The organism is Flavobacterium zhoui, assembly GCF_042787235.1.
In the GTDB taxonomy this organism is placed as follows: domain Bacteria; phylum Bacteroidota; class Bacteroidia; order Flavobacteriales; family Flavobacteriaceae; genus Flavobacterium; species Flavobacterium zhoui.
The window spans coordinates 119017-137409 of record NZ_JBHZPY010000002.1 but is presented as its reverse complement, the minus strand read 5'-3'; the positions used below and the strand labels follow the sequence as shown (position 1 = coordinate 137409).

General features: G+C 35.1%; 13 protein-coding genes. 6 read left to right on the top strand and 7 right to left on the bottom strand.

Annotated elements, in window-relative coordinates; genetic code table 11:
- Nucleotides 1-6 precede the first annotated feature (6 nt).
- The 6 genes from ACFX5F_RS03610 to ACFX5F_RS03585 all read right to left on the bottom strand — a co-directional run bounded on the left by ACFX5F_RS03610 (nucleotide 7) and on the right by ACFX5F_RS03585 (nucleotide 9391).
- Nucleotides 7-978 carry a glycoside hydrolase family 5 protein gene (locus ACFX5F_RS03610; RefSeq protein ID WP_379849990.1) on the bottom strand — a complete coding sequence of 324 codons (972 nt, stop codon included), beginning with the start codon at nucleotides 976-978 and terminating at the stop codon, nucleotides 7-9.
- Nucleotides 979-980: 2 nt separating this feature from the next.
- On the bottom strand, nucleotides 981-2222 hold the full coding sequence (locus ACFX5F_RS03605; protein WP_379849988.1) for a glycoside hydrolase family 27 protein: 1242 nt from the start codon (nucleotides 2220-2222) through the stop codon (nucleotides 981-983).
- A 101-nt stretch (nucleotides 2223-2323) separates the two neighbouring features.
- Nucleotides 2324-3373 (bottom strand): IPT/TIG domain-containing protein, encoded by a 1050-nt coding sequence (locus ACFX5F_RS03600; protein ID WP_379849986.1) that lies wholly within the window; start codon nucleotides 3371-3373, stop codon nucleotides 2324-2326.
- Between the two features lie 19 nt (nucleotides 3374-3392).
- On the bottom strand, nucleotides 3393-4979 hold the full coding sequence (locus ACFX5F_RS03595; protein ID WP_379849984.1) for a RagB/SusD family nutrient uptake outer membrane protein: 1587 nt from the start codon (nucleotides 4977-4979) through the stop codon (nucleotides 3393-3395).
- A gap of 12 nt (nucleotides 4980-4991) precedes the next feature.
- Nucleotides 4992-8186 (bottom strand): SusC/RagA family TonB-linked outer membrane protein, encoded by a 3195-nt coding sequence (locus ACFX5F_RS03590; RefSeq protein WP_379849983.1) that lies wholly within the window; start codon nucleotides 8184-8186, stop codon nucleotides 4992-4994.
- 326 nt (nucleotides 8187-8512) lie between these two features.
- Nucleotides 8513-9391 (bottom strand): AraC family transcriptional regulator, encoded by an 879-nt coding sequence (locus tag ACFX5F_RS03585; RefSeq protein ID WP_379849982.1) that lies wholly within the window; start codon nucleotides 9389-9391, stop codon nucleotides 8513-8515.
- Between the two features lie 277 nt (nucleotides 9392-9668).
- Here ACFX5F_RS03585 and ACFX5F_RS03580 point away from each other — a divergent pair, with 277 nt between their 5' ends.
- The 6 genes from ACFX5F_RS03580 to ACFX5F_RS03555 all read left to right on the top strand — a co-directional run bounded on the left by ACFX5F_RS03580 (nucleotide 9669) and on the right by ACFX5F_RS03555 (nucleotide 17321).
- Nucleotides 9669-10814, top strand: a complete 1146-nt coding sequence (locus ACFX5F_RS03580) for a glycoside hydrolase family 26 protein (protein ID WP_379849980.1) — start codon at nucleotides 9669-9671, stop codon at nucleotides 10812-10814.
- A gap of 32 nt (nucleotides 10815-10846) precedes the next feature.
- Nucleotides 10847-12238 carry an MFS transporter gene (locus tag ACFX5F_RS03575; protein ID WP_379849978.1) on the top strand — a complete coding sequence of 464 codons (1392 nt, stop codon included), beginning with the start codon at nucleotides 10847-10849 and terminating at the stop codon, nucleotides 12236-12238.
- Nucleotides 12239-12262: 24 nt separating this feature from the next.
- On the top strand, nucleotides 12263-13456 hold the full coding sequence (locus ACFX5F_RS03570; protein WP_379849976.1) for a glycoside hydrolase family 130 protein: 1194 nt from the start codon (nucleotides 12263-12265) through the stop codon (nucleotides 13454-13456).
- An 83-nt stretch (nucleotides 13457-13539) separates the two neighbouring features.
- The gene (locus ACFX5F_RS03565; RefSeq protein WP_379849975.1) at nucleotides 13540-14661 is read left to right on the top strand and encodes an AGE family epimerase/isomerase; all 1122 of its coding nucleotides are present in this window, start codon (nucleotides 13540-13542) and stop codon (nucleotides 14659-14661) included.
- Nucleotides 14654-15895, top strand: coding sequence for a glycoside hydrolase family 26 protein (locus ACFX5F_RS03560; RefSeq protein ID WP_379849973.1), 1242 nt, complete (start codon nucleotides 14654-14656; stop codon nucleotides 15893-15895). The genes ACFX5F_RS03565 and ACFX5F_RS03560 overlap by 8 nt, the downstream gene beginning before the upstream one ends.
- A gap of 136 nt (nucleotides 15896-16031) precedes the next feature.
- Nucleotides 16032-17321: a glycoside hydrolase 5 family protein gene (locus ACFX5F_RS03555; protein ID WP_379849971.1), complete on the top strand. Its 1290-nt coding sequence runs from the start codon at nucleotides 16032-16034 to the stop codon at nucleotides 17319-17321.
- Between the two features lie 55 nt (nucleotides 17322-17376).
- Here ACFX5F_RS03555 and ACFX5F_RS03550 read toward each other — a convergent pair whose 3' ends face one another.
- Nucleotides 17377-18333 carry an aldo/keto reductase gene (locus tag ACFX5F_RS03550; RefSeq protein WP_379849969.1) on the bottom strand — a complete coding sequence of 319 codons (957 nt, stop codon included), beginning with the start codon at nucleotides 18331-18333 and terminating at the stop codon, nucleotides 17377-17379.
- Between the last annotated feature and the right edge of the window lie 60 nt (nucleotides 18334-18393).

Below are 18393 nucleotides of genomic sequence, written 5' to 3'. Positions count from 1 at the left end.
ACTGCCTTATAGTTGGTTTTCAGTGTTGTACTTGCGCAAAAGTTCCCGGACCTTTATTCCTGATTCTTTCAGGTCTCCCTCTTTCCAGTTACCTTCTGAATTGGCTGATTTTTTTAGAATAGAACAACTTTCCTCTTTATCGGAGACAGACCAAGTAATCCAACTCAATTTCCTGGCTTCCATCCAATCAATATATTCTTGCCAAGACACGTAATTCAAAGGCCCGTCGCCAGTAGCTTCCATTCCCGCAGATTCTGAAATAAAGACCGGTAATCCGCTTTTTATAGCTTTATCAGTTCTGTCCCGCAACCATTTTCCATGCGTGCCTGCATAAAAATGCATCGTGTACATTAGATTATCATAGCCCTTTATAGGATTTGCAGCAGGAAGATGAATATCCTGATCCCAATGAGGACAACCCACAAGAATAATATTATCTGGGTCATTCTCCCTAATTACTTTAATCACTTCTTCAGAATAGCTTTTTACTTCCTCCCAAGTTTCATAATCCGGTTCATTGTAGACTTCATAAATCACATTTGGATATTTACCGTATTTCTTTGACATTTCTGCAAAGAACTCCTTCGATTCCTTTAGATTAATATTATGACTATGCCAATCTATAATCACATAAATTCCAGATTTGATAGCGGCATTTACAACAGCTTCTATTTTTTCTTTCGAAAAAACCGGTTTTTTTATATAAGGCCTATCTCCTATTTCAATGCCCATTGCAGCTCGGACTATATTGCATTTGAAATCTTTTTTCAACCAATTTACAGCTCCTTCATTATAGAATCTTGGCCAGAAACTATGCCAGCCACAACTCAGACCGCGAAGCACAACAGCCTCTCCTTTTTTGTCTACCAATTGTGTTCCGACAACTTGCAGCTGCCCATGATGCTTTACAAATTGAGCATTAGAAAAATAGCAACAAAACAAAAACAATAGAATTATAATTTTAGATTTTACAGTCATCTTTATATTTTAATTAATTTCAAAGTAATTACATCGTGTGACGCTAAATTACCAACAAAAGCTTTTTTAGTATTTCCCGCTTCTTTGTTTTCCCAAAGGTTTTTAATTTTATAAGAAGTGGTATTAAAATTTGCTTCTAAATTAAAATAGGTATCTTTTATAAGTTGTTTTTTCCAATCGAAATTTACTTTTTTAGTAACATTGCTTCTGTTTACAAAAGTGATTGCCCAATTATCATCGGATAGCGGTTTTACCCAAACTTCCAGTCCATCTTCTGATGAATATTTGAACCCCTGAATCCCTAATTTATCTTGGTTCACTGCAATTAATTCCTTGTTGGTTAAAATAGCCAATGTTTCTTTTGACATTTTTCTGAAATCATTTCCGGCAATAAGCGGTGAAGCGATCATCGACCACATCGTAAAATGAGTTTTGTCCTCGGTATTTGTCATTCCATCACCCACTTCCAGCATATCGAAATCATTCCAATGATCCGGTCCGGAAAACTTACGAATATCTTTGCGCATTTCGAGAATTTTCATAAATCCCCATGACGACCAGTTACCTTCTTCGTGGTGGTACTCGCAATCAAAACAAGGATAAATATCTCCTGAAATTCGCCAGAGATTCCCAATTGGCTTCGCCCAATCCCATGGCTTGTTATCTCCCCATTCGCAAAGACTAAAAACAATAGGTTTACCAGCAGTTTTAAGCGCGTTACTCATAGTGGCATAAGCTTCCGGAGCATTTATTCCTGCTGTATTACACCAATCGTATTTTAAATAATCGATATTCAAATTTGCGTAAAACCTAGCATCTTGGTATTCATAACCTCGTGTTCCTGGATACCCCGCACAAGTACTGGTTCCTGCACAATTGTACAATCCAAATTTCAATCCTTTGGAATGAACATAATCAATCAAATTTTCCATTCCGCTTGGGAATTTGATAGGATCCGGCACTAGATTTCCATTTGCATCTCGTTCTTTGGCCATCCAGCCGTCGTCAAGAACAATATAATTATATCCGGAAGCCGCCATCCCCGAAGCCACCATAATATCTGCAGTTTCCTTAACCAGTTTTTCGTCAATATTAGTTTCGAAAGTGTTCCAGGAATTCCATCCCATAGGGGGAGTCATTGCAAGACCATCGTATTTGTTCGTTTTTTGTATTATGCTATTTCCTTGGCCAAATGTGGAAAAAGAAAGTGCCATCAGTAAAACTGAACCTATTATTTTTTTCATGTTTATATGTTGTATTTACAATTAAATAAAAAAAAGAATTCCCTAATTGCTCAATTAGGGAATATCTTAAAACAAACTCACTCAAACAAAATATTATATTTTTATAACTGAAAACCTAAATTATCAATATAGAACGTTGTATTAGTTCCATCACTTCCAAAGACCAATTGACCTACAGAAGCAGGAGCAGTAGCAAGACCTAAATCAGACCATTTAACAACATAATTGTCATAATCTGCTTTGACATCAAACCATACTTGATGTCCCCAATCTCCTCCTACAATAATTCTAACTCTTGCGTCAGCTTTAAGTTTCATTTTGAATTTAATTCCTGTTGCGCCAGAAGGAACAGGATGGCCACCATTTGCCCACATATCAATTTGAAAACCAGACCAAGAAGTAATATCTACTTTAATTGCTTTTGTCCCTTGGGCAACTTCCGCTGGAGCAGTATTATCAATAAGAAGATTAGAAATTCCCCATCCTCCAGTACCATCTATACCGTAAAATACATCGTCATAAATAGCAGTTCCAATTGCGTCAGTAGATGTTACTGCCCCTGATATAGTACTAACTTTAATATACTTTTTGTCAGAACCTGCTGGAAGTTTCACTTTAATTTCAGTTAAAGTAGATGAAATAACAGCAACAGGAGTTGTTCCAATTGTTACAACTGGATTTAAAAAGAAAGAGCCATAAATGGTAACGACATCTCCAGTAACGGCATTTATCGGATTATAACTTTTAAATTGTGGCGCCGGTGGTGCAACGGTAAATGGATAAACTACTGTTCCATTTTTAGTGACAATTTTCAACTCATTGGATGCATTCGCATAAGGAGTATTTAAATCAATCGTTACAAAGATGGCTTTGTCCGTAACCATCGTTGGATTAAAATAGGTATCGGTATTATTGAAGAAAATTTTCTCCACAGTAGTAAAACCAATTCCTTGGATGATATACATGTTATTAGCAAAACCCACTGTTGTAGGTGTCAAATCTCCGCCTACTGCTTTACTGACACTTTCTACCGCAAGTACACCTGAAGATCCGCTACCGCTGCCGTCATTAGAGCATGATGACAGTATATTAACAAAGATTGAAGCCATCATAAGAAAGCTCAATAGATACTTTATTTTAAAATTTTTCATAAATAGTATATTTTAATAATTATTTAAAAGTATAAGGAACTGGTGCTTCCAATAATTTTGGATTTTTGGCTACATCATTATCAGGATAATCCATCAAGAAATCATTTGCAGCATGATCTGTAGAATACACCGGAGTATAGTAGCGCGCTCCATTTCTATCGCCTCTGTTTTGAGCAGACATAATTGCAATTGCTTTAGATTTATCAATTCTTCCTAAATCAAACCAGTAATCGCCTTCAAAACACAATTCCAATCTTCTTTCCTTAAAAATATCATCAAAAGTGATTGCTGTTTTACTTGCTAATCCAGCTCTGTTTCTTACTGCATTGAAAGAACGTAGTGCCCCTGCATCAGCTGTACTTGCGCCACCTGCTAAAACGGCTTCGGCATGTATTAATAATAATTCGGCATAACGCATAACGTAACTATTATTGTCCATCATTGCCCAAGCATCTGTTGGTCCTGTATTATCTGATTTTACTCCGATACAGTATTTTTTAATTCCGCCACCTGAATTTTGTGCATTATCCTCCGCAGGAACAGTAAATCCATTTCCTTTAGTTGTTTTCATTTCAGGATAGGCAACTCCTGGAATCATTACCGTTTCACGTCTTCTTAAATCTCCAGAAGAATAAAGCGTCATCACCTCTTGAGAAGGTCCAAAAACGCCTCCATAAGAAGCATTTGATGTAGACACTGTAGATGAACTTATTCCAAATTGAGTATTACAATTATTTCCGGAACCATAATTCCCATCCCCTTTCCATTGTAATGCAAAAATAGATTCTTCATTGTTATTATTCTTGTAAGTAAATAAATCACCAAAAGATTTAGTGGGTAATTGATCGCCACCTAATAGTTTAAATTCCCCACTGTTAATAACTGTTTCGGCCATTGCTTTCGCTTTTGGATAATCTTTTTGGTACAAATAAACCTTCGCTAAGAATGCTTGTGCTGAACCTTTGCTAACATGACCGTTATTACCATAATTTGCACCTCTATTTTTCTCTGCCAGCTTATCTATTGCCGTTAAATAGTCCTTAATAATTAATTTATAAATATCGGCCTCAGGATTCGTATTGATATTAGGATTAGCAGAATAATCTAAATTATTTTCGATAATAGGCACTGGACCCCATATTCTTACTAAATCAAAGTAAGCAGTAGCTCTCATAAAGTAAGCTTCCCCTATCGTGTTTTGCACCACAGTTTTATCAACACCAGCACCAACTCTTGATTCTAAGAAATTGATTATCGCATTTGATTGAGCCACATTTGCCCACAATGATGACCAGCCATTCTCTAATTCAGGATCACTCCCATTTAATGAAAATGTTCTCAAACCGCTAACATCTGGAGAACCGGAATACATATTTCCTGACCCTACTTCCAGCGCCCAGAAAAACTTATTATACATTTGAAACCATGTTCTACTGTACATTCCATTTGTAGCCGATACCACTTGTTCATTAGAACTGTAATAAGCATCCAGACTTATTGCGTCTTCTGGAGGTCTGTTAGTAAAATCTTCTGAGCATGACCCAAAAACTAAAACAATTGCTACACTTAGCAATTTATATGCATTAAAAAAGGTTTTATATTTCATCTTTTATTTTTTTTAAAATTCTACGTTAACACCAACTGTAAATGTTCTTGGCGATGGATATCTTCCATTATCGATTCCTGACAAAAGTGGATTTTGGTTGAAAGAACCAATTTCAGGATCATAACCAGAATAATTTGTATGTGTGTAAAGATTTTGGGCTGAACCATAAATTCTTAGTCTTGACATCTTAAGTTTAGCTATTACATCTTGTGGTATAGAATATCCAAATGTCAAGTTTTGAATTCTGATATAAGAACCATCTTCAAGATAACGGCTGGATATTAACAAATTTGAATTTGCTGAATTTCCAATAGGTCGTGGAATATCTGTGTTTGTATTTGTTGGAGTCCAATAATTAGCTGCTTCCACAAGTTGATTTTCATATAAAGAAGAATTCGTTGTACCTGCTCTTCTTGTTAAATTCAAAATGTCATTACCGTAAGAACCTTGTAAAAAAACTGATATATCAAAGTTTTTGTATTTAAAGTTATTGGTGAAACCAAAAGTAAAATCTGGATGTGGAGTTCCTATTAATGTCTTATCTTTTGGATCAATAACTCCGTCTCCATTGACATCTTTATATTTAATGTCTCCTAAATATGTTTGGCCATCACCAGTTCCTACAGTTTGACCAAATTGAGCCGGTGCAGCATTTAATACTGCCAAATCATTAAAAATACCTTCAGACACATAACCGTAGAACATCCCTATTGGTTGACCTAAAACGGTATTTGTAGCCACAACCGGCTGGTATCCATTAGTATTTACTTGTTGTGTTAATACAATTCCATTTTGAATTTCCACTAACTTATTTGCATAATGAGAAAAATTAAAAGAAGAATTCCAGTTGAAATCACCGTTCCCTTTTGTATTGTACCCCAAAGTAATGTCATAACCTTTGTTGCTCATTGTTCCCAAATTAGAGTACGGCGCAGAAATTCCACCATATTGTCCTCCACCACCAGTTAAGTAAATAGGCAAAGGCACTTGAAACAAAAAGCCTTTAGATACTTTGTCATATAAATCTATACTGGCAGAAAATCTTGAATCAAATAATGTAAAATCTATTCCTGCATTTTTTTGATTTAACGATTCCCAAGTTAAATCAGGATTTGGAGAATTCGACACCAAGAAACCACTTCCTAAACCAGAATTTTGTTGGCCTAATAATGCTGTATATCTATTATTTTCAATTTGTTGATTCCCGGTTTCGCCGTAACCTAATCTAAATTTGATGTTGTCGATATATTGACGGGTACCTTCCATGAAAGACTCATTAGATAATTTCCATGAACCAGAAATCGCTCTAAAAACTCCCCATTGCTTTTTTGGATCTGTTGGATCAAACTTTGAAGATTTATCAGCTCTTATCGAAGCGGTCAAACTAAATCTATTATCAAAATCATAAATTACACGACCAAAAAGAGAATATAAAGCAGCACTTCCTTTGTAGTCTGTAACTGTTCTGTTTGCTACAGTTGAGAGATTTAAGGTATGATTTTCATTCGTTTGAAAGCCTTCCCCTGATGCTACTAAACCTTCCCAGTGACTGTCATTCGCCTCTTGTCCCGCTAAAACCGTAAATTTATGTTTGCTAATAGTTTTATCATAAGTCAATAAGTTCTTAACGTTGGTTGAGTACCAATTTTGTCTTCTCACATTTAAATCTGCTGTAAGATTTACCTGCGAACCCCATTTATAAGATGGTCTGAAATCATTATTTTCTGAAAACTCTGTGTTAGCAGCAATTTCAGCACGGTATTTTAAGCCTTTAAAAAGATTAAGTTCAGCGTAAACATTACCTAAAAAGTTTTTCCTTGCTAAAGTATTTTCTCTTGTCAATGCCTCAGCTACCGGGTTGTAATACGTCACACTCTGATCTGAACTTGGAGGACCTGCAAATGTTCCATCAGTATTTCTCACTGGTATATCAGGTGCCTGTAATAGGGTATTGCTTATAAGTCCTTGAAAACTCTGATTTACTGTTATTTTTTCATTTGTAATACCAGATGTTAAATTAGAGCCTACTTTCAGCCAATCTTTAACTTTAGAATCAACATTTAATCGAATAGTATATCTTTTATAACCCGAACCTATTATAGTTCCTTCCTGATCTAAATATCCGCCAGACAAATAATAATTTGTACCCTCTTTGGCTCCTGAAAATGATAATTGATGACTTTTAGCAAGTGCTGTTCTATATACCTCATCTTGCCAATTTGTCCCTAATCCTAATAATTCAGGATGAGAAAATTCAGGACGTGCAACGTTACCGTATAGATTTGCTAATTCTGTTTTGTTTTTAGCAAACTCTTGTAAGTTCATAACATCAAGTGTTTTAGAGTTGGCTACAAAAGAAGAATATACATCATAAGTGATTTTTCCTGTGCCCTTTTTACCAGATTTTGTTGTAATTATGATTACACCATTTGCACCTCTTGAACCATAAATAGCAGTTGCAGATGCGTCTTTCAAAATATCAATTGACTCAATATCATTTGGATTGATCATCGACAATGGGCTAACCGCACTATTACCACCACCACCAGTAGAAGAAAAACCATCTTTACCTGCTAATGCTTGACCACTTGTAGATTTACCAGTTGCATCACCGGAAATAGGAATACCATCAATTATATATAAAGGTTCATTAGTACCTGAAATAGAAGTTGTTCCACGAATCCTCACAGATGCGGCTCCACCTGGTGAACCAGAATTATTAGTTACTGAAACACCTGCTGCTTTTCCTTGTAACATCTGATCGACGTTGACTTGTTTTAAGTTTTCTAAATCCTTTGCTTTAACTGAAGATATTGAACTATTTACATCGCCACGTTTTTGAGTTCCGTAACCAATTACGACCACTTCATTCAAATTTTCAGAGTTGTTTTTTAAAGTAACATTAATTTTAGTTTTCCCATTTACCGCAACTTTTTGAGTAACAAAGCCGATAAAAGAAAATGATAACGAACCATTTGAAGCAACTTCAATTTGATATTTCCCATCAAAATCAGTTGAAACAGTCTTTCCAGAACCTACAATAGAAACATTTGTTCCCGGAATGGTTAGTCCGTCTGCATCTGTCACTACTCCCGACACTTTAGTTTGAGCAGTAATAAAACCACTAGTTAATAATAAAAATAACATCAAAGGAACAGCTCTGCGACTGGCTTTCCAATGAATTAAATTAGACAATAGTTTTTTCATAATAAATGTTTGGTTAGTTAAGATTACTAAACACCGAAGGGAATAATTCAGCGATTAGAATGCATGTTAATTTTAATTATTTATAATTAACAAATCTATAACAGATGCAAACATCAAATTAATAGTATTATATCATTTCATGATAATATTTTTACTTTATAACCAAAAAGGATGTGGATATGTAAAAAATAGCGACTTTAATTTATAAGATACATAATTTAATTCGCAAATAAATACGATAAAAACAATCTTTAAGTAATCAATAGCAGGGACTTCATAAGCTATTGAAGTAAACCACAACAAGATAAATTATGACCTGGAGAAGATTATAAAATTCTTTTTAAACCAGAAAAATCTTCTCTATATTGACTTGGCGTACATTTCTTAATAGTCTTGAAACTCCTGTTAAAGTTGGCTATATTATTGAAACCTGATTTAAATGCAATTTCCGAAATACTCAAATCTTTTTCTACTAACCATCTTGCGGCATAGCCAATTCTAATATCATTTATATAATTGACAAAAGTTTTTCCAGTTCTCTTTTTGATAAACCTATTGAAAGAAATACTAGTCATACTCGCTACGCTAGAAACATTATCCAGCGTTATTTTCTGCGCAAAGTTTTTTTGCACATATTCATAAACTAATTTCATTTTATCATAATCTTCAAAAGTGTCATGATCAACGGTAAAAGTTGATAAAAGCCTCTGATTCCTTGAGTTGGCAAGATCATACAAGATCGAAACTATCTCTAAGAAATAATCCATACCGTCTAATTTTGAAATTTTGACTAGTCGCGAGGAAAGTTCTTCTGCAGTTTTCTTTGAGAATAAAATACCATGTATAGATCTATTAAACATATCCTTAATAGGACTCATTATCCTTCTGGATAACAAAGACTCGTCAAATAAATCATTGTGAAACTGGATCGTTATTTCATGAATTTGCTTATTAGTGCATTTATTTAATTCCCATCCATGATACAAATTTGGGCCAATCAAAACGAGCTCAACATTGTCTATTTCTTCAATATTATCCCCTACCACACGTTTTACCCCTTTACCATTAACAATGAAATTAATCTCAAATTCAGGATGATAGTGTACAGGAAAATCAAAACTATCTTTTACTCTGTCAAAAACTAAAAAACTGTCCCCAGACGAAAGCGGCGGTATTTCCCTATAAAAATTTTTAAGATTGCTCATATGCGTAATTTTATTTGCAATAATATGATATATAATTGATAAAATAATATTAATTAAAAGCAAGTGATCCAATTATCTTTGAAAAATACATTTATCAATATTTTAAAAACTATATCGATATTAAATATAAATCATTTTAATTACTAACTATTTTTATAGTTTTAATAAAAAGACTCCTAAAACATTTTCTTATTTAAGATTACAAAACAAACTATTTCTTAAAACCAAATATCAATTCATAGTACCTTTATAAGTACTCAAAATAACCATTTAAAATATGAAAAAGAGAATTGTCGCGCTTATAACCCTTTTTTACATCGGAACCTCTTGTTCCTCAAAAATTTCTCCAATTGATACTATATCATCTCTATCTGATAAAAATTCTACACCGGAAACAATAAATTTATACGCAAAATTGACAAAATCGGTCACAAGAGGAATACTTTTTGGTCATCAGGATGATTTAGCGTACGGAGTAAACTGGAAATATGAACCTGGGAGAAGTGACATAAAAGACGTTACCGGAGATTATCCTGCGGTATATGGATGGGACCTTGGCGGACTGGAAAAAAAGTCAGGCAACAATATTGACGGTATTCCTTTTGATAAAATGAGACAATTTATTAAAGATGCTCATACGCGAGGCGGTATTGTAACCCTCAGCTGGCATTTTGACAATCCTTTGACTGGCAAAAACGCTTGGGACACTACTCCAAAATCATTGGCCTCAGCATTACCTGGAGGGGAAAGTCATGAAAAATTTAAATCTTGGCTAGATGAAGCTGCAAAATATATTTTAACTTTAAAAGATAAAAACGGAAAGCTCATTCCTATGTTGTACCGTCCTTATCATGAGCTTACAGGGAATTGGTTCTGGTGGTGCAAAAATAACGGAAGTCCTAAAGAATTTAAGCTTTTATGGAAATTCACCATTGATTATCTGCAAAAAAAAGGAGTTCATAATTTGATCTATGTGTACAATACGGCCGACTTTAAAACGACAGAAGAATTCCTGGAATACTATCCAGGTTCTGATTATTCAGATATTTTGAGTTTTGACCAATACCAATATACAGATCCTACAAAAGACAATTCATTTGTTGAAAATTGCCAAAGACAATTCAAGATAATGGATGAAGTTGCTAAAGATCAAAATAAAATTATGGCTTTTGCCGAGACCGGCTATGAAGCGATTCCTTATGACAAATGGTGGACCAATACATTGATGAAAGCGATTGGGGATTATAAAATTTCCTATGTATTAGTTTGGAGAAACCACGGATGGCAGGAAAAAGAAAAGAAAATGCATTATTATGCGCCTTACAAAGGACAGGTTAGCGAAAAAGACTTCGTAGATTTCTATAACATGGACAAAATTTTATTCGAAAAAGATGCTGCAAAAGAAAATTTATATCAAAAATAAATAATTAACCTCTATACTCTAAACCAAAAAAAATGCAAGATAAAATAAGTATAAAAGAAAAAGTCGGTTACGGCCTGGGAGATGCTGCCTCTTCTATGTTCTGGAAGATATTTAGCATGTACCTGATGTTTTTCTACACTGATGTTTTTGGTTTGGCACCAGCCGTTGTGGGGACCATGTTCCTAATCACTAGAATCTGGGACTCTTGTTTTGATCCACTAGTAGGTATTATTGCTGACCGTACAAAAACACGTTGGGGAAAATTCAGACCATATCTTCTATGGACAGCAATTCCTTTTGCAGTAATTGGAGTCTTGACTTTTTACACCCCTGATTTTGATGAAAAAGGAAAAATAATCTACGCCTATGTAACCTATTCGCTAATGATGATGGTGTATTCTATAATCAATGTTCCTTACGCATCTCTTTTAGGTGTAATATCTTCGGATAGAAAAGAGCGTACTACACTTTCTTCGTATCGAATGGTTTTCGCTTTTGCAGGAAGCTTATTAGCTCTTTGGTTAATTGAGCCATTGGTAAATCATTTTGGAGGAAGCATGAATTCAAAAACAGGCTGGTTGTACACTATAATCGTTTTTGGAATTATAACTACTCTCTTTTTCTGGGGCTGTTTTTTTCTAACGAAAGAAAGAGTCCAACCTATTTCTGATGAAAAAACTGATTTAGAAGAAGACCTAAAAGATCTTTGGCAAAATAAACCTTGGTGGATTCTTCTTGGAGCAGGAATTGGAGCATTGGTCTTCAATTCAATCCGTGATGGTGCAGCTGTGTATTACTTTAAATACTATGTGAGTAATACGGTAAGTTATAGCTTTAATCTCTTTGGCGAAACCTTTGCCATGACACCTACTTCTTTATACTTAGTTTTAGGTCAGGCGGCAAACATCATTGGTGTGATTGCTGCAACTCCAATCGCAAATCGCATTGGTAAAAAGAATACTTTTTTTGGGGCGATGTCTCTAGCTGCTATTTTGAGCGTGATTTTCTATTTTTTCGGAAAAGAAGACGTAATGCTTATTATGGGTTTCCAAGTATTGATAAGTATTTGTGCCGGCTGTATTTTCCCATTAATATGGTCCATGTATGCTGATAGCGCCGATTACTCCGAATGGAAACAAGGAAGACGCGCTACTGGACTTGTATTTTCAGCTTCATCGATGTCTCAAAAATTTGGATGGACTATTGGTGGCGCCGCTACGGGATGGCTACTAGCTTACTATGGTTTCCAGGCTAACATTGAACAAACAGCAGTAACACAAAACGGAATTCAACTGATGCTAAGCATTCTTCCAGCTATAGCTGCTGTCATTTCAGTACTTTTTATCTTGTTCTACCCGCTTACTGAAGAAAAGTTACAGACTATTGAACAAGACCTTAACAACAAAAGAAATTTAACTAATTAATACTTGATTTTAGAACTTTCAATCATGAATACAAAAACAATAAATACCGATTTCCAAAAAAGAAAAATTGAAATTAGAAATGAATTTCAACAACTAATTGAGCAAAAAAATGAGCCTCAATCTTCAGTTGGCAACGGTATATTCGAACGCTATAAAAACCCTATATTAACCGCCAAACATGCACCAATTGAATGGAGATATGATTTAAATGAGACTACTAATCCTTTGCTAATGGAACGAATTGGTGTTAACGCCACTTTAAATTCTGGTGCGATGAAATGGAAGAATAAATACATCCTGGCTGTTCGTGTGGAAGGTTATGACAGAAAGTCTTTTATAGCTATTGCCGAAAGTCCAAATGGTATTGATAATTTTAAATTTTGGGATAAACCTTGTGTTTTACCACAAACTGAAGAACCGGACACGAATGTGTATGATATGCGTTTAGTAAACCATGAAGATGGTTGGATTTATGGTGTTTTTTGCACCGAAAGAAAAGACCCTAATGCTGCAAAAGGAGATACTAGCTCCGCAATTGCAAATGCAGGAATTGTTCGTACCAAAGATTTAGTGAACTGGGAACGCTTGCCAGATTTGATTTCGAATACAGGACAACAAAGAAACGTAGTATTTCATCCTGAATTTGTAAATGGAAAATATGCCGTTTATACACGTCCACAAGATGGATTTATTGACATCGGAAATGGTGGTGGTATAGGACTCGGTTATATTGATGACATGACAAATCCAATTGTACAAAACGAAACCATCATCTACGGAAAACAATACCATACTGTTTACGAACTTAAAAATGGTCTAGGACCAGCTCCTATAAAAACTTCAAAAGGTTGGTTACACTTAGCTCACGGTGTTAGAAATACTGCTGCCGGGTTGCGTTACACCTTATATATGTTCATGACGGACTTAAATGATATTTCAAAAGTAATCTATAAACCTGCCGGACATTTTATGGCTCCAGAAGGAATAGAAAGAGGAGGTGATGTTTCGAATGTATTGTTTTCTAATGGTTGGATTGAGGATGAAGACGGAATTGTCTTTATCTATTATGCATCGTCTGATACTAGAATGCACGTAGCAGTTTCGACCGTTGAAAAATTGATTGATTATGTAATGAACACCCCTGAAGACACTTTTACATCAGCAGGTTCTGTGAATACAATCATTGAACAAGTAAATAAAAACAAAGCAATTTTATAATCGTGTCTATACCTTTAAAACAACTACAATCTGAACTTAAAACTGAACTCGACTCTATTCTTGGATATTGGTCGAAGTTTACTATGGATAACAAAAAGGGCGGATTTATAGGTCAAATTGAATCTAATGAAGTTATTAATGTCGCAGCAGAGAAAGGTTCTGTTTTAAATGCACGAATATTATGGACTTTTTCGTCAGCGTACAAACTGACCAAAATAGAAGATCATAAAAAAATTGCAAAAAGAGCCTTTAATTATATTCTAAAGTATTTTTATGATACCGAATTCGGAGGGATTTTTTGGAGTCTCCATCCAGACGGCACTCCAAAGGATACCAAAAACCAAATCTATGCAATTGCATTTGTGATTTATGGCTTGACTGAATATTATGCTGTTTCCAAAGATGAAAAAGCACTGAAAGTTGCCATTGATTTGTACAAAAAGATTCAAGAGCACAGTTATGATCCAATAAACAAAGGATATCTGGAAGCTTTTACACGGGATTGGAGAAACATTGATGATTTACGGTTGAGCGATAAAGATGCCAACGAAAAGAAAACAATGAACACCCATTTGCATATCGTAGAAGCATATGCTAATTTATACAAAGTATGGAAAGATGAAACCTTACAAAAAGATATCATCGAAATATTACAGGTTATCGATACTCATTTTATAAACGAAGAAACGGGGCATTTAAAACTTTTTTTTGACGAAAACTGGATAGAAAATCCAGATGTTATTTCCTACGGACACGACATTGAAGCGGCCTGGCTCCTATTGCAATGCGCAGAAATTTCAGAAGAGCATTCCTTAATTACGAAATACAAAAAACACGCGATTCAACTAACGGATGCCACCAAGGAAGGAATAGATGAAGATGGTGGTTTATGGTATGAATTAGAACCTAAAAAGAATGAATTAATTAGCGAAAAACACTGGTGGCCACAAGCGGAATTGATGATTGGTTTTTTTAATACCTATGAACTAACTAGAGATAAAAGCTATTTAAATGTTGTGCTGAAAAATTGGAATTTTATAAAAAAACACATTCTTGACTCTGAAAATGGAGAATGGCACTGGGGAATAAATGCTGATTATTCATTAATCGAAAAAGACAAAGCGGGTTTCTGGAAATGCCCGTATCATAACGCTCGTGCCTGTATTGAAATCATCAATCGAATTGAAAAAATTAAAAATGAATAAAACATATCTTTTAATACCAATCCTTTGCTTTTCACTTTTTATTTCTGGTTGTTCTTCTAGTTCTGATACGCCAGATCCTATTGTAACTCCACCAACAACTATACCTGTTACTGAAACGGATCCTTTAACTACAGTAAATGTAAAAACATATATGGTGGACGCTACTGCAACGACAGAAACAGTTGCTTTATTTTATAATTTAAAGAAATTGGCTAAAACTAAATTTGCTATTGGTCAACAAGATGCCTTTAATGCCTTTTACAATAATGGCTCGTCATCAATGTCAGACATAAAAAAAACTACCGGAAATGACCCTGCCATTCTCGGTGCTGATTTTATGTTTATTACGGATAAAAACAATAATGGCCAAGCCGAAAATTGGTTTTACCAACAAGAAAAAAAGATCACAGATGATGCTAAAGCCGCTTACGCAAAAGGCATGATTACTATCTTCTGCTGGCATTTGAGAGAGCCGAACAAAGAAGATAGCTTTTATGCTAATGACATGACTGCTGCCGAGAAAGCTACTGCTTTTAAAAGCATTTTACCCGGAGGTTCGAAAAATGATTGGTACAAACTAAAACTAGATAAAATAGCATCAGTAATTTCTAATCTAAAAGGAAGTAATGGTGAATTAATTCCCATCATATTTCGACCGTTCCATGAGTTTGACGGAAACTGGTTCTGGTGGGGTGCTGATTATTGTTTCCCTGAGGACTACAAAACTGCTTACCAATTTACTGTTGACTATTTAAAAAACACGAAAGGCGTTCACAACATTTTATACGCGTTTTCCCCTGACAACTCTTACTCTACCTCGGCTAATTATTTGAGTCGGTATCCTGGAGACGCCTATGTTGATGTTTTAGGAATGGACAACTATGGAGATTTTAATAATCAGGGACAAGCTGGTTCAGACAGAGCCAATGCAAAAATTAAGATGGTTTCTGATTTGGCTAAAACCAAAGTGAAAATTGCAGCAATGACTGAGACGGGTTATCAAGTAACTGCTACAAATACACCTATTACTGGCTGGTTTTCTAATTACTTATACACTGCATTGACCGCAAATAGTGTCGAGATTAGTTTCGTAATGTTTTGGAACAATACGAAAGACGCCTATTATGTCCCAACACCTTCTGCTACAAATACAGCTGATTTCACGAGTTTTGTCAGTAAACCAAAGTCAGTTTTAGTAAATAGCTTACCTAAAATGTATGTATTACCAAATTAAGCATACAAAGGAACCTATAAATATTTGACGACAACATTTTCCCTAGCCCAGATAGCAGTGGAAATCCTTTTATTTTTTTCTTTAAAAAATAAAAGATTGCAACGTATAGCTGGAAATAGCTCCTAAATAAAAAAATATGAAGAATTTAGTTTCAAAAATAATGCTGCTCACTATTTGTGTTTCGGCAACTGTTAGTTCAGCACAAAAACAAGCGCCAATAACCGTAAAAGGGACGCAATTTTATAAAGGTGATAAACCGTATTCGTATGTGGGTGCTAATTATTGGTATGGCAGTTTACTGGGTTCAAAAAAAGTGGGTGATCGTAAACGATTGCTTCGCGAACTGGATTTAATGAAGAAAAGCGGTATTGATAATCTTCGAATTTTAGTAGGAGCTGATGGCGGAACGTATGATTATACCGTTAGTCCAGCTTTACAATACGAACGGGGAAAATACAATGCCGATTTATTGGATGGTTTGGATTTCTTGATTACAGAAATGGGAAAACGCAACATGTATGCCGTTTTATACCTCAACAACAACTGGGAATGGTCTGGTGGTATGTCACAATATTTAGAATGGAATGGTTACGGTAAAATCCCAAATCCGAATATAAAACCCAACACTTGGCCTCAATTTATGGATTATATAAAGCAATACCACAGTTGTGAACCGTGTATGGTGGCTTTTGAGAATCATATCAAGTATATTTTGGGTAGAACAAATGCCTATAATAAGCAAAAATATTCCGAAGATCCAGCAATTATGGCTTGGCAAGTAGGGAATGAACCTCGTGTACAAAGTATTGAAAATGAAGGGAAATTTACACTTTGGCTAAACAAAACTGTTGATTTGATTGATAGTTTAGATCCTAATCATTTGATTTCGACAGGTTCTGAAGGAAAAGCAGGTTCGAATGATGATTTGGCAACTTTTGAGCGTACTCATAACAATCCAAAAATTGACTATTTGACGATGCATATTTGGCCGAAAAACTGGGGTTGGTTCAAGGCTGATGATGCGAAAACTACTTTACCGATTGCGATTGAAAAAGCTACACAATACATTAACGACCATATTGCAGTGGCAAAAAAATTAGGAAAACCTATTGTAATTGAAGAATTTGGATTACCAAGAGCCAATGAAAGTCTATTACCTAAATCCTCCGTAGTGGATAGAAATACATTTTACAAAGCTTTCTTTGAAAGATTAGTAAAAAGCCATAACAATAATGAGGCGTTACAAGGGATTAATTTTTGGGGTTTTGGTGGTGAAGGAAAAGCCGTCAACAGTACAGGAAAATGGAATATCGGAGACACTTTTACTGCAGATCCTCCACAAGAACCACAGGGTTTGAACTCTGTATTTTCTTCGGATAAATTGACATTGGAGTTGGTGAAAATGTATAATTTGAAATTGAAATAATTATAATGTAGAGTCGCACTGCAGGGCGTCTCTACTGTGCGTCTCTACATTATAATTATCCCAAAATACTTTCAATTTCGGCTAATTCTGCTGCGGAGAAATCCAAATTTTGCAAACTGTCAATATTATTATTCAATTGACCCACAGAACTGGCGCCAATCAGAACCGAAGTGATTCGGTTATCCTTTAATAACCAAGCCAATGCCATTTGTGCTAATGATTGATTTCGTTCTTTCGCTATTTCATTCAACGCTATTATCTTTTGAACTTTAGCTTCAGATACTTCTTCTAATTGCAAATGTCCATTTGGATTGGAAGCTCTTGAATTTTCAGGAATCCCTTTTAGGTATTTGTCCGTTAAAAGTCCTTGTGCCAAAGGTGAAAAAGCGATACAGCCTACTCCTTTTTCTTTCAGAACGTCTAATAAACCTGCTTCAGGTTTCCTAACAAACATCGAATATTTCACTTGATGAATCAAACAAGGCGTTCCTAATCGTTTTAGGATTTCGGTAGCTTCTCTGGTTTGTTCCGCATTATAATTAGAAATTCCTGCATACAATGCTTTTCCGCTTCGTACAGCATAATCAAGTGCCGTCATGGTTTCTTCCAAAGGTGTTTCCGGATCAAAACGATGCGAATAAAAAATATCCACATACTCCAAATTCATACGTTTCAAGCTCTGGTCTAAACTCGATAATAAATATTTTCGGGAACCCCAGTCTCCATAAGGACCAATCCCCATCGTGTAACCGGCTTTGGTAGTAATCACGATTTCATCACGTAGGTTTCCCTGAAAATTATTCTTCAGGATTTTACCAAAATTAGTTTCTGCCGAACCCGGAACCGGCCCATAATTATTGGCCAAATCAAAATGAGTAATTCCTTTATCAAAAGCGGCTTTGACAATGTTTTCTCCATTTTCGAAATTATCTACTGATCCGAAGTTATGCCATAAGCCAAGAGAAATTTGTGGCAGTAATAAACCACTTTTCCCACATCTATTGTATTTCATAAGTTTAATTTAAAAAATTGGTTCAAAAATTCAAACACGAATTTCACGGATTTTCACGAA

Coding starts and splice junctions, on each gene's coding strand:
- ACFX5F_RS03570 (WP_379849976.1), top strand. CDS start 12,263: ATGAATACAAAAACAATAAATACCGATTTCCAAAAAAGAAAAATTGAA.
- ACFX5F_RS03575 (WP_379849978.1), top strand. CDS start 10,847: ATGCAAGATAAAATAAGTATAAAAGAAAAAGTCGGTTACGGCCTGGGA.
- ACFX5F_RS03550 (WP_379849969.1), bottom strand. CDS start 18,333: ATGAAATACAATAGATGTGGGAAAAGTGGTTTATTACTGCCACAAATT.
- ACFX5F_RS03555 (WP_379849971.1), top strand. CDS start 16,032: ATGAAGAATTTAGTTTCAAAAATAATGCTGCTCACTATTTGTGTTTCG.
- ACFX5F_RS03580 (WP_379849980.1), top strand. CDS start 9,669: ATGAAAAAGAGAATTGTCGCGCTTATAACCCTTTTTTACATCGGAACC.
- ACFX5F_RS03605 (WP_379849988.1), bottom strand. CDS start 2,222: ATGAAAAAAATAATAGGTTCAGTTTTACTGATGGCACTTTCTTTTTCC.
- ACFX5F_RS03590 (WP_379849983.1), bottom strand. CDS start 8,186: ATGAAAAAACTATTGTCTAATTTAATTCATTGGAAAGCCAGTCGCAGA.
- ACFX5F_RS03610 (WP_379849990.1), bottom strand. CDS start 978: ATGACTGTAAAATCTAAAATTATAATTCTATTGTTTTTGTTTTGTTGC.
- ACFX5F_RS03565 (WP_379849975.1), top strand. CDS start 13,540: ATGGATAACAAAAAGGGCGGATTTATAGGTCAAATTGAATCTAATGAA.
- ACFX5F_RS03600 (WP_379849986.1), bottom strand. CDS start 3,373: ATGAAAAATTTTAAAATAAAGTATCTATTGAGCTTTCTTATGATGGCT.
- ACFX5F_RS03585 (WP_379849982.1), bottom strand. CDS start 9,391: ATGAGCAATCTTAAAAATTTTTATAGGGAAATACCGCCGCTTTCGTCT.
- ACFX5F_RS03595 (WP_379849984.1), bottom strand. CDS start 4,979: ATGAAATATAAAACCTTTTTTAATGCATATAAATTGCTAAGTGTAGCA.
- ACFX5F_RS03560 (WP_379849973.1), top strand. CDS start 14,654: ATGAATAAAACATATCTTTTAATACCAATCCTTTGCTTTTCACTTTTT.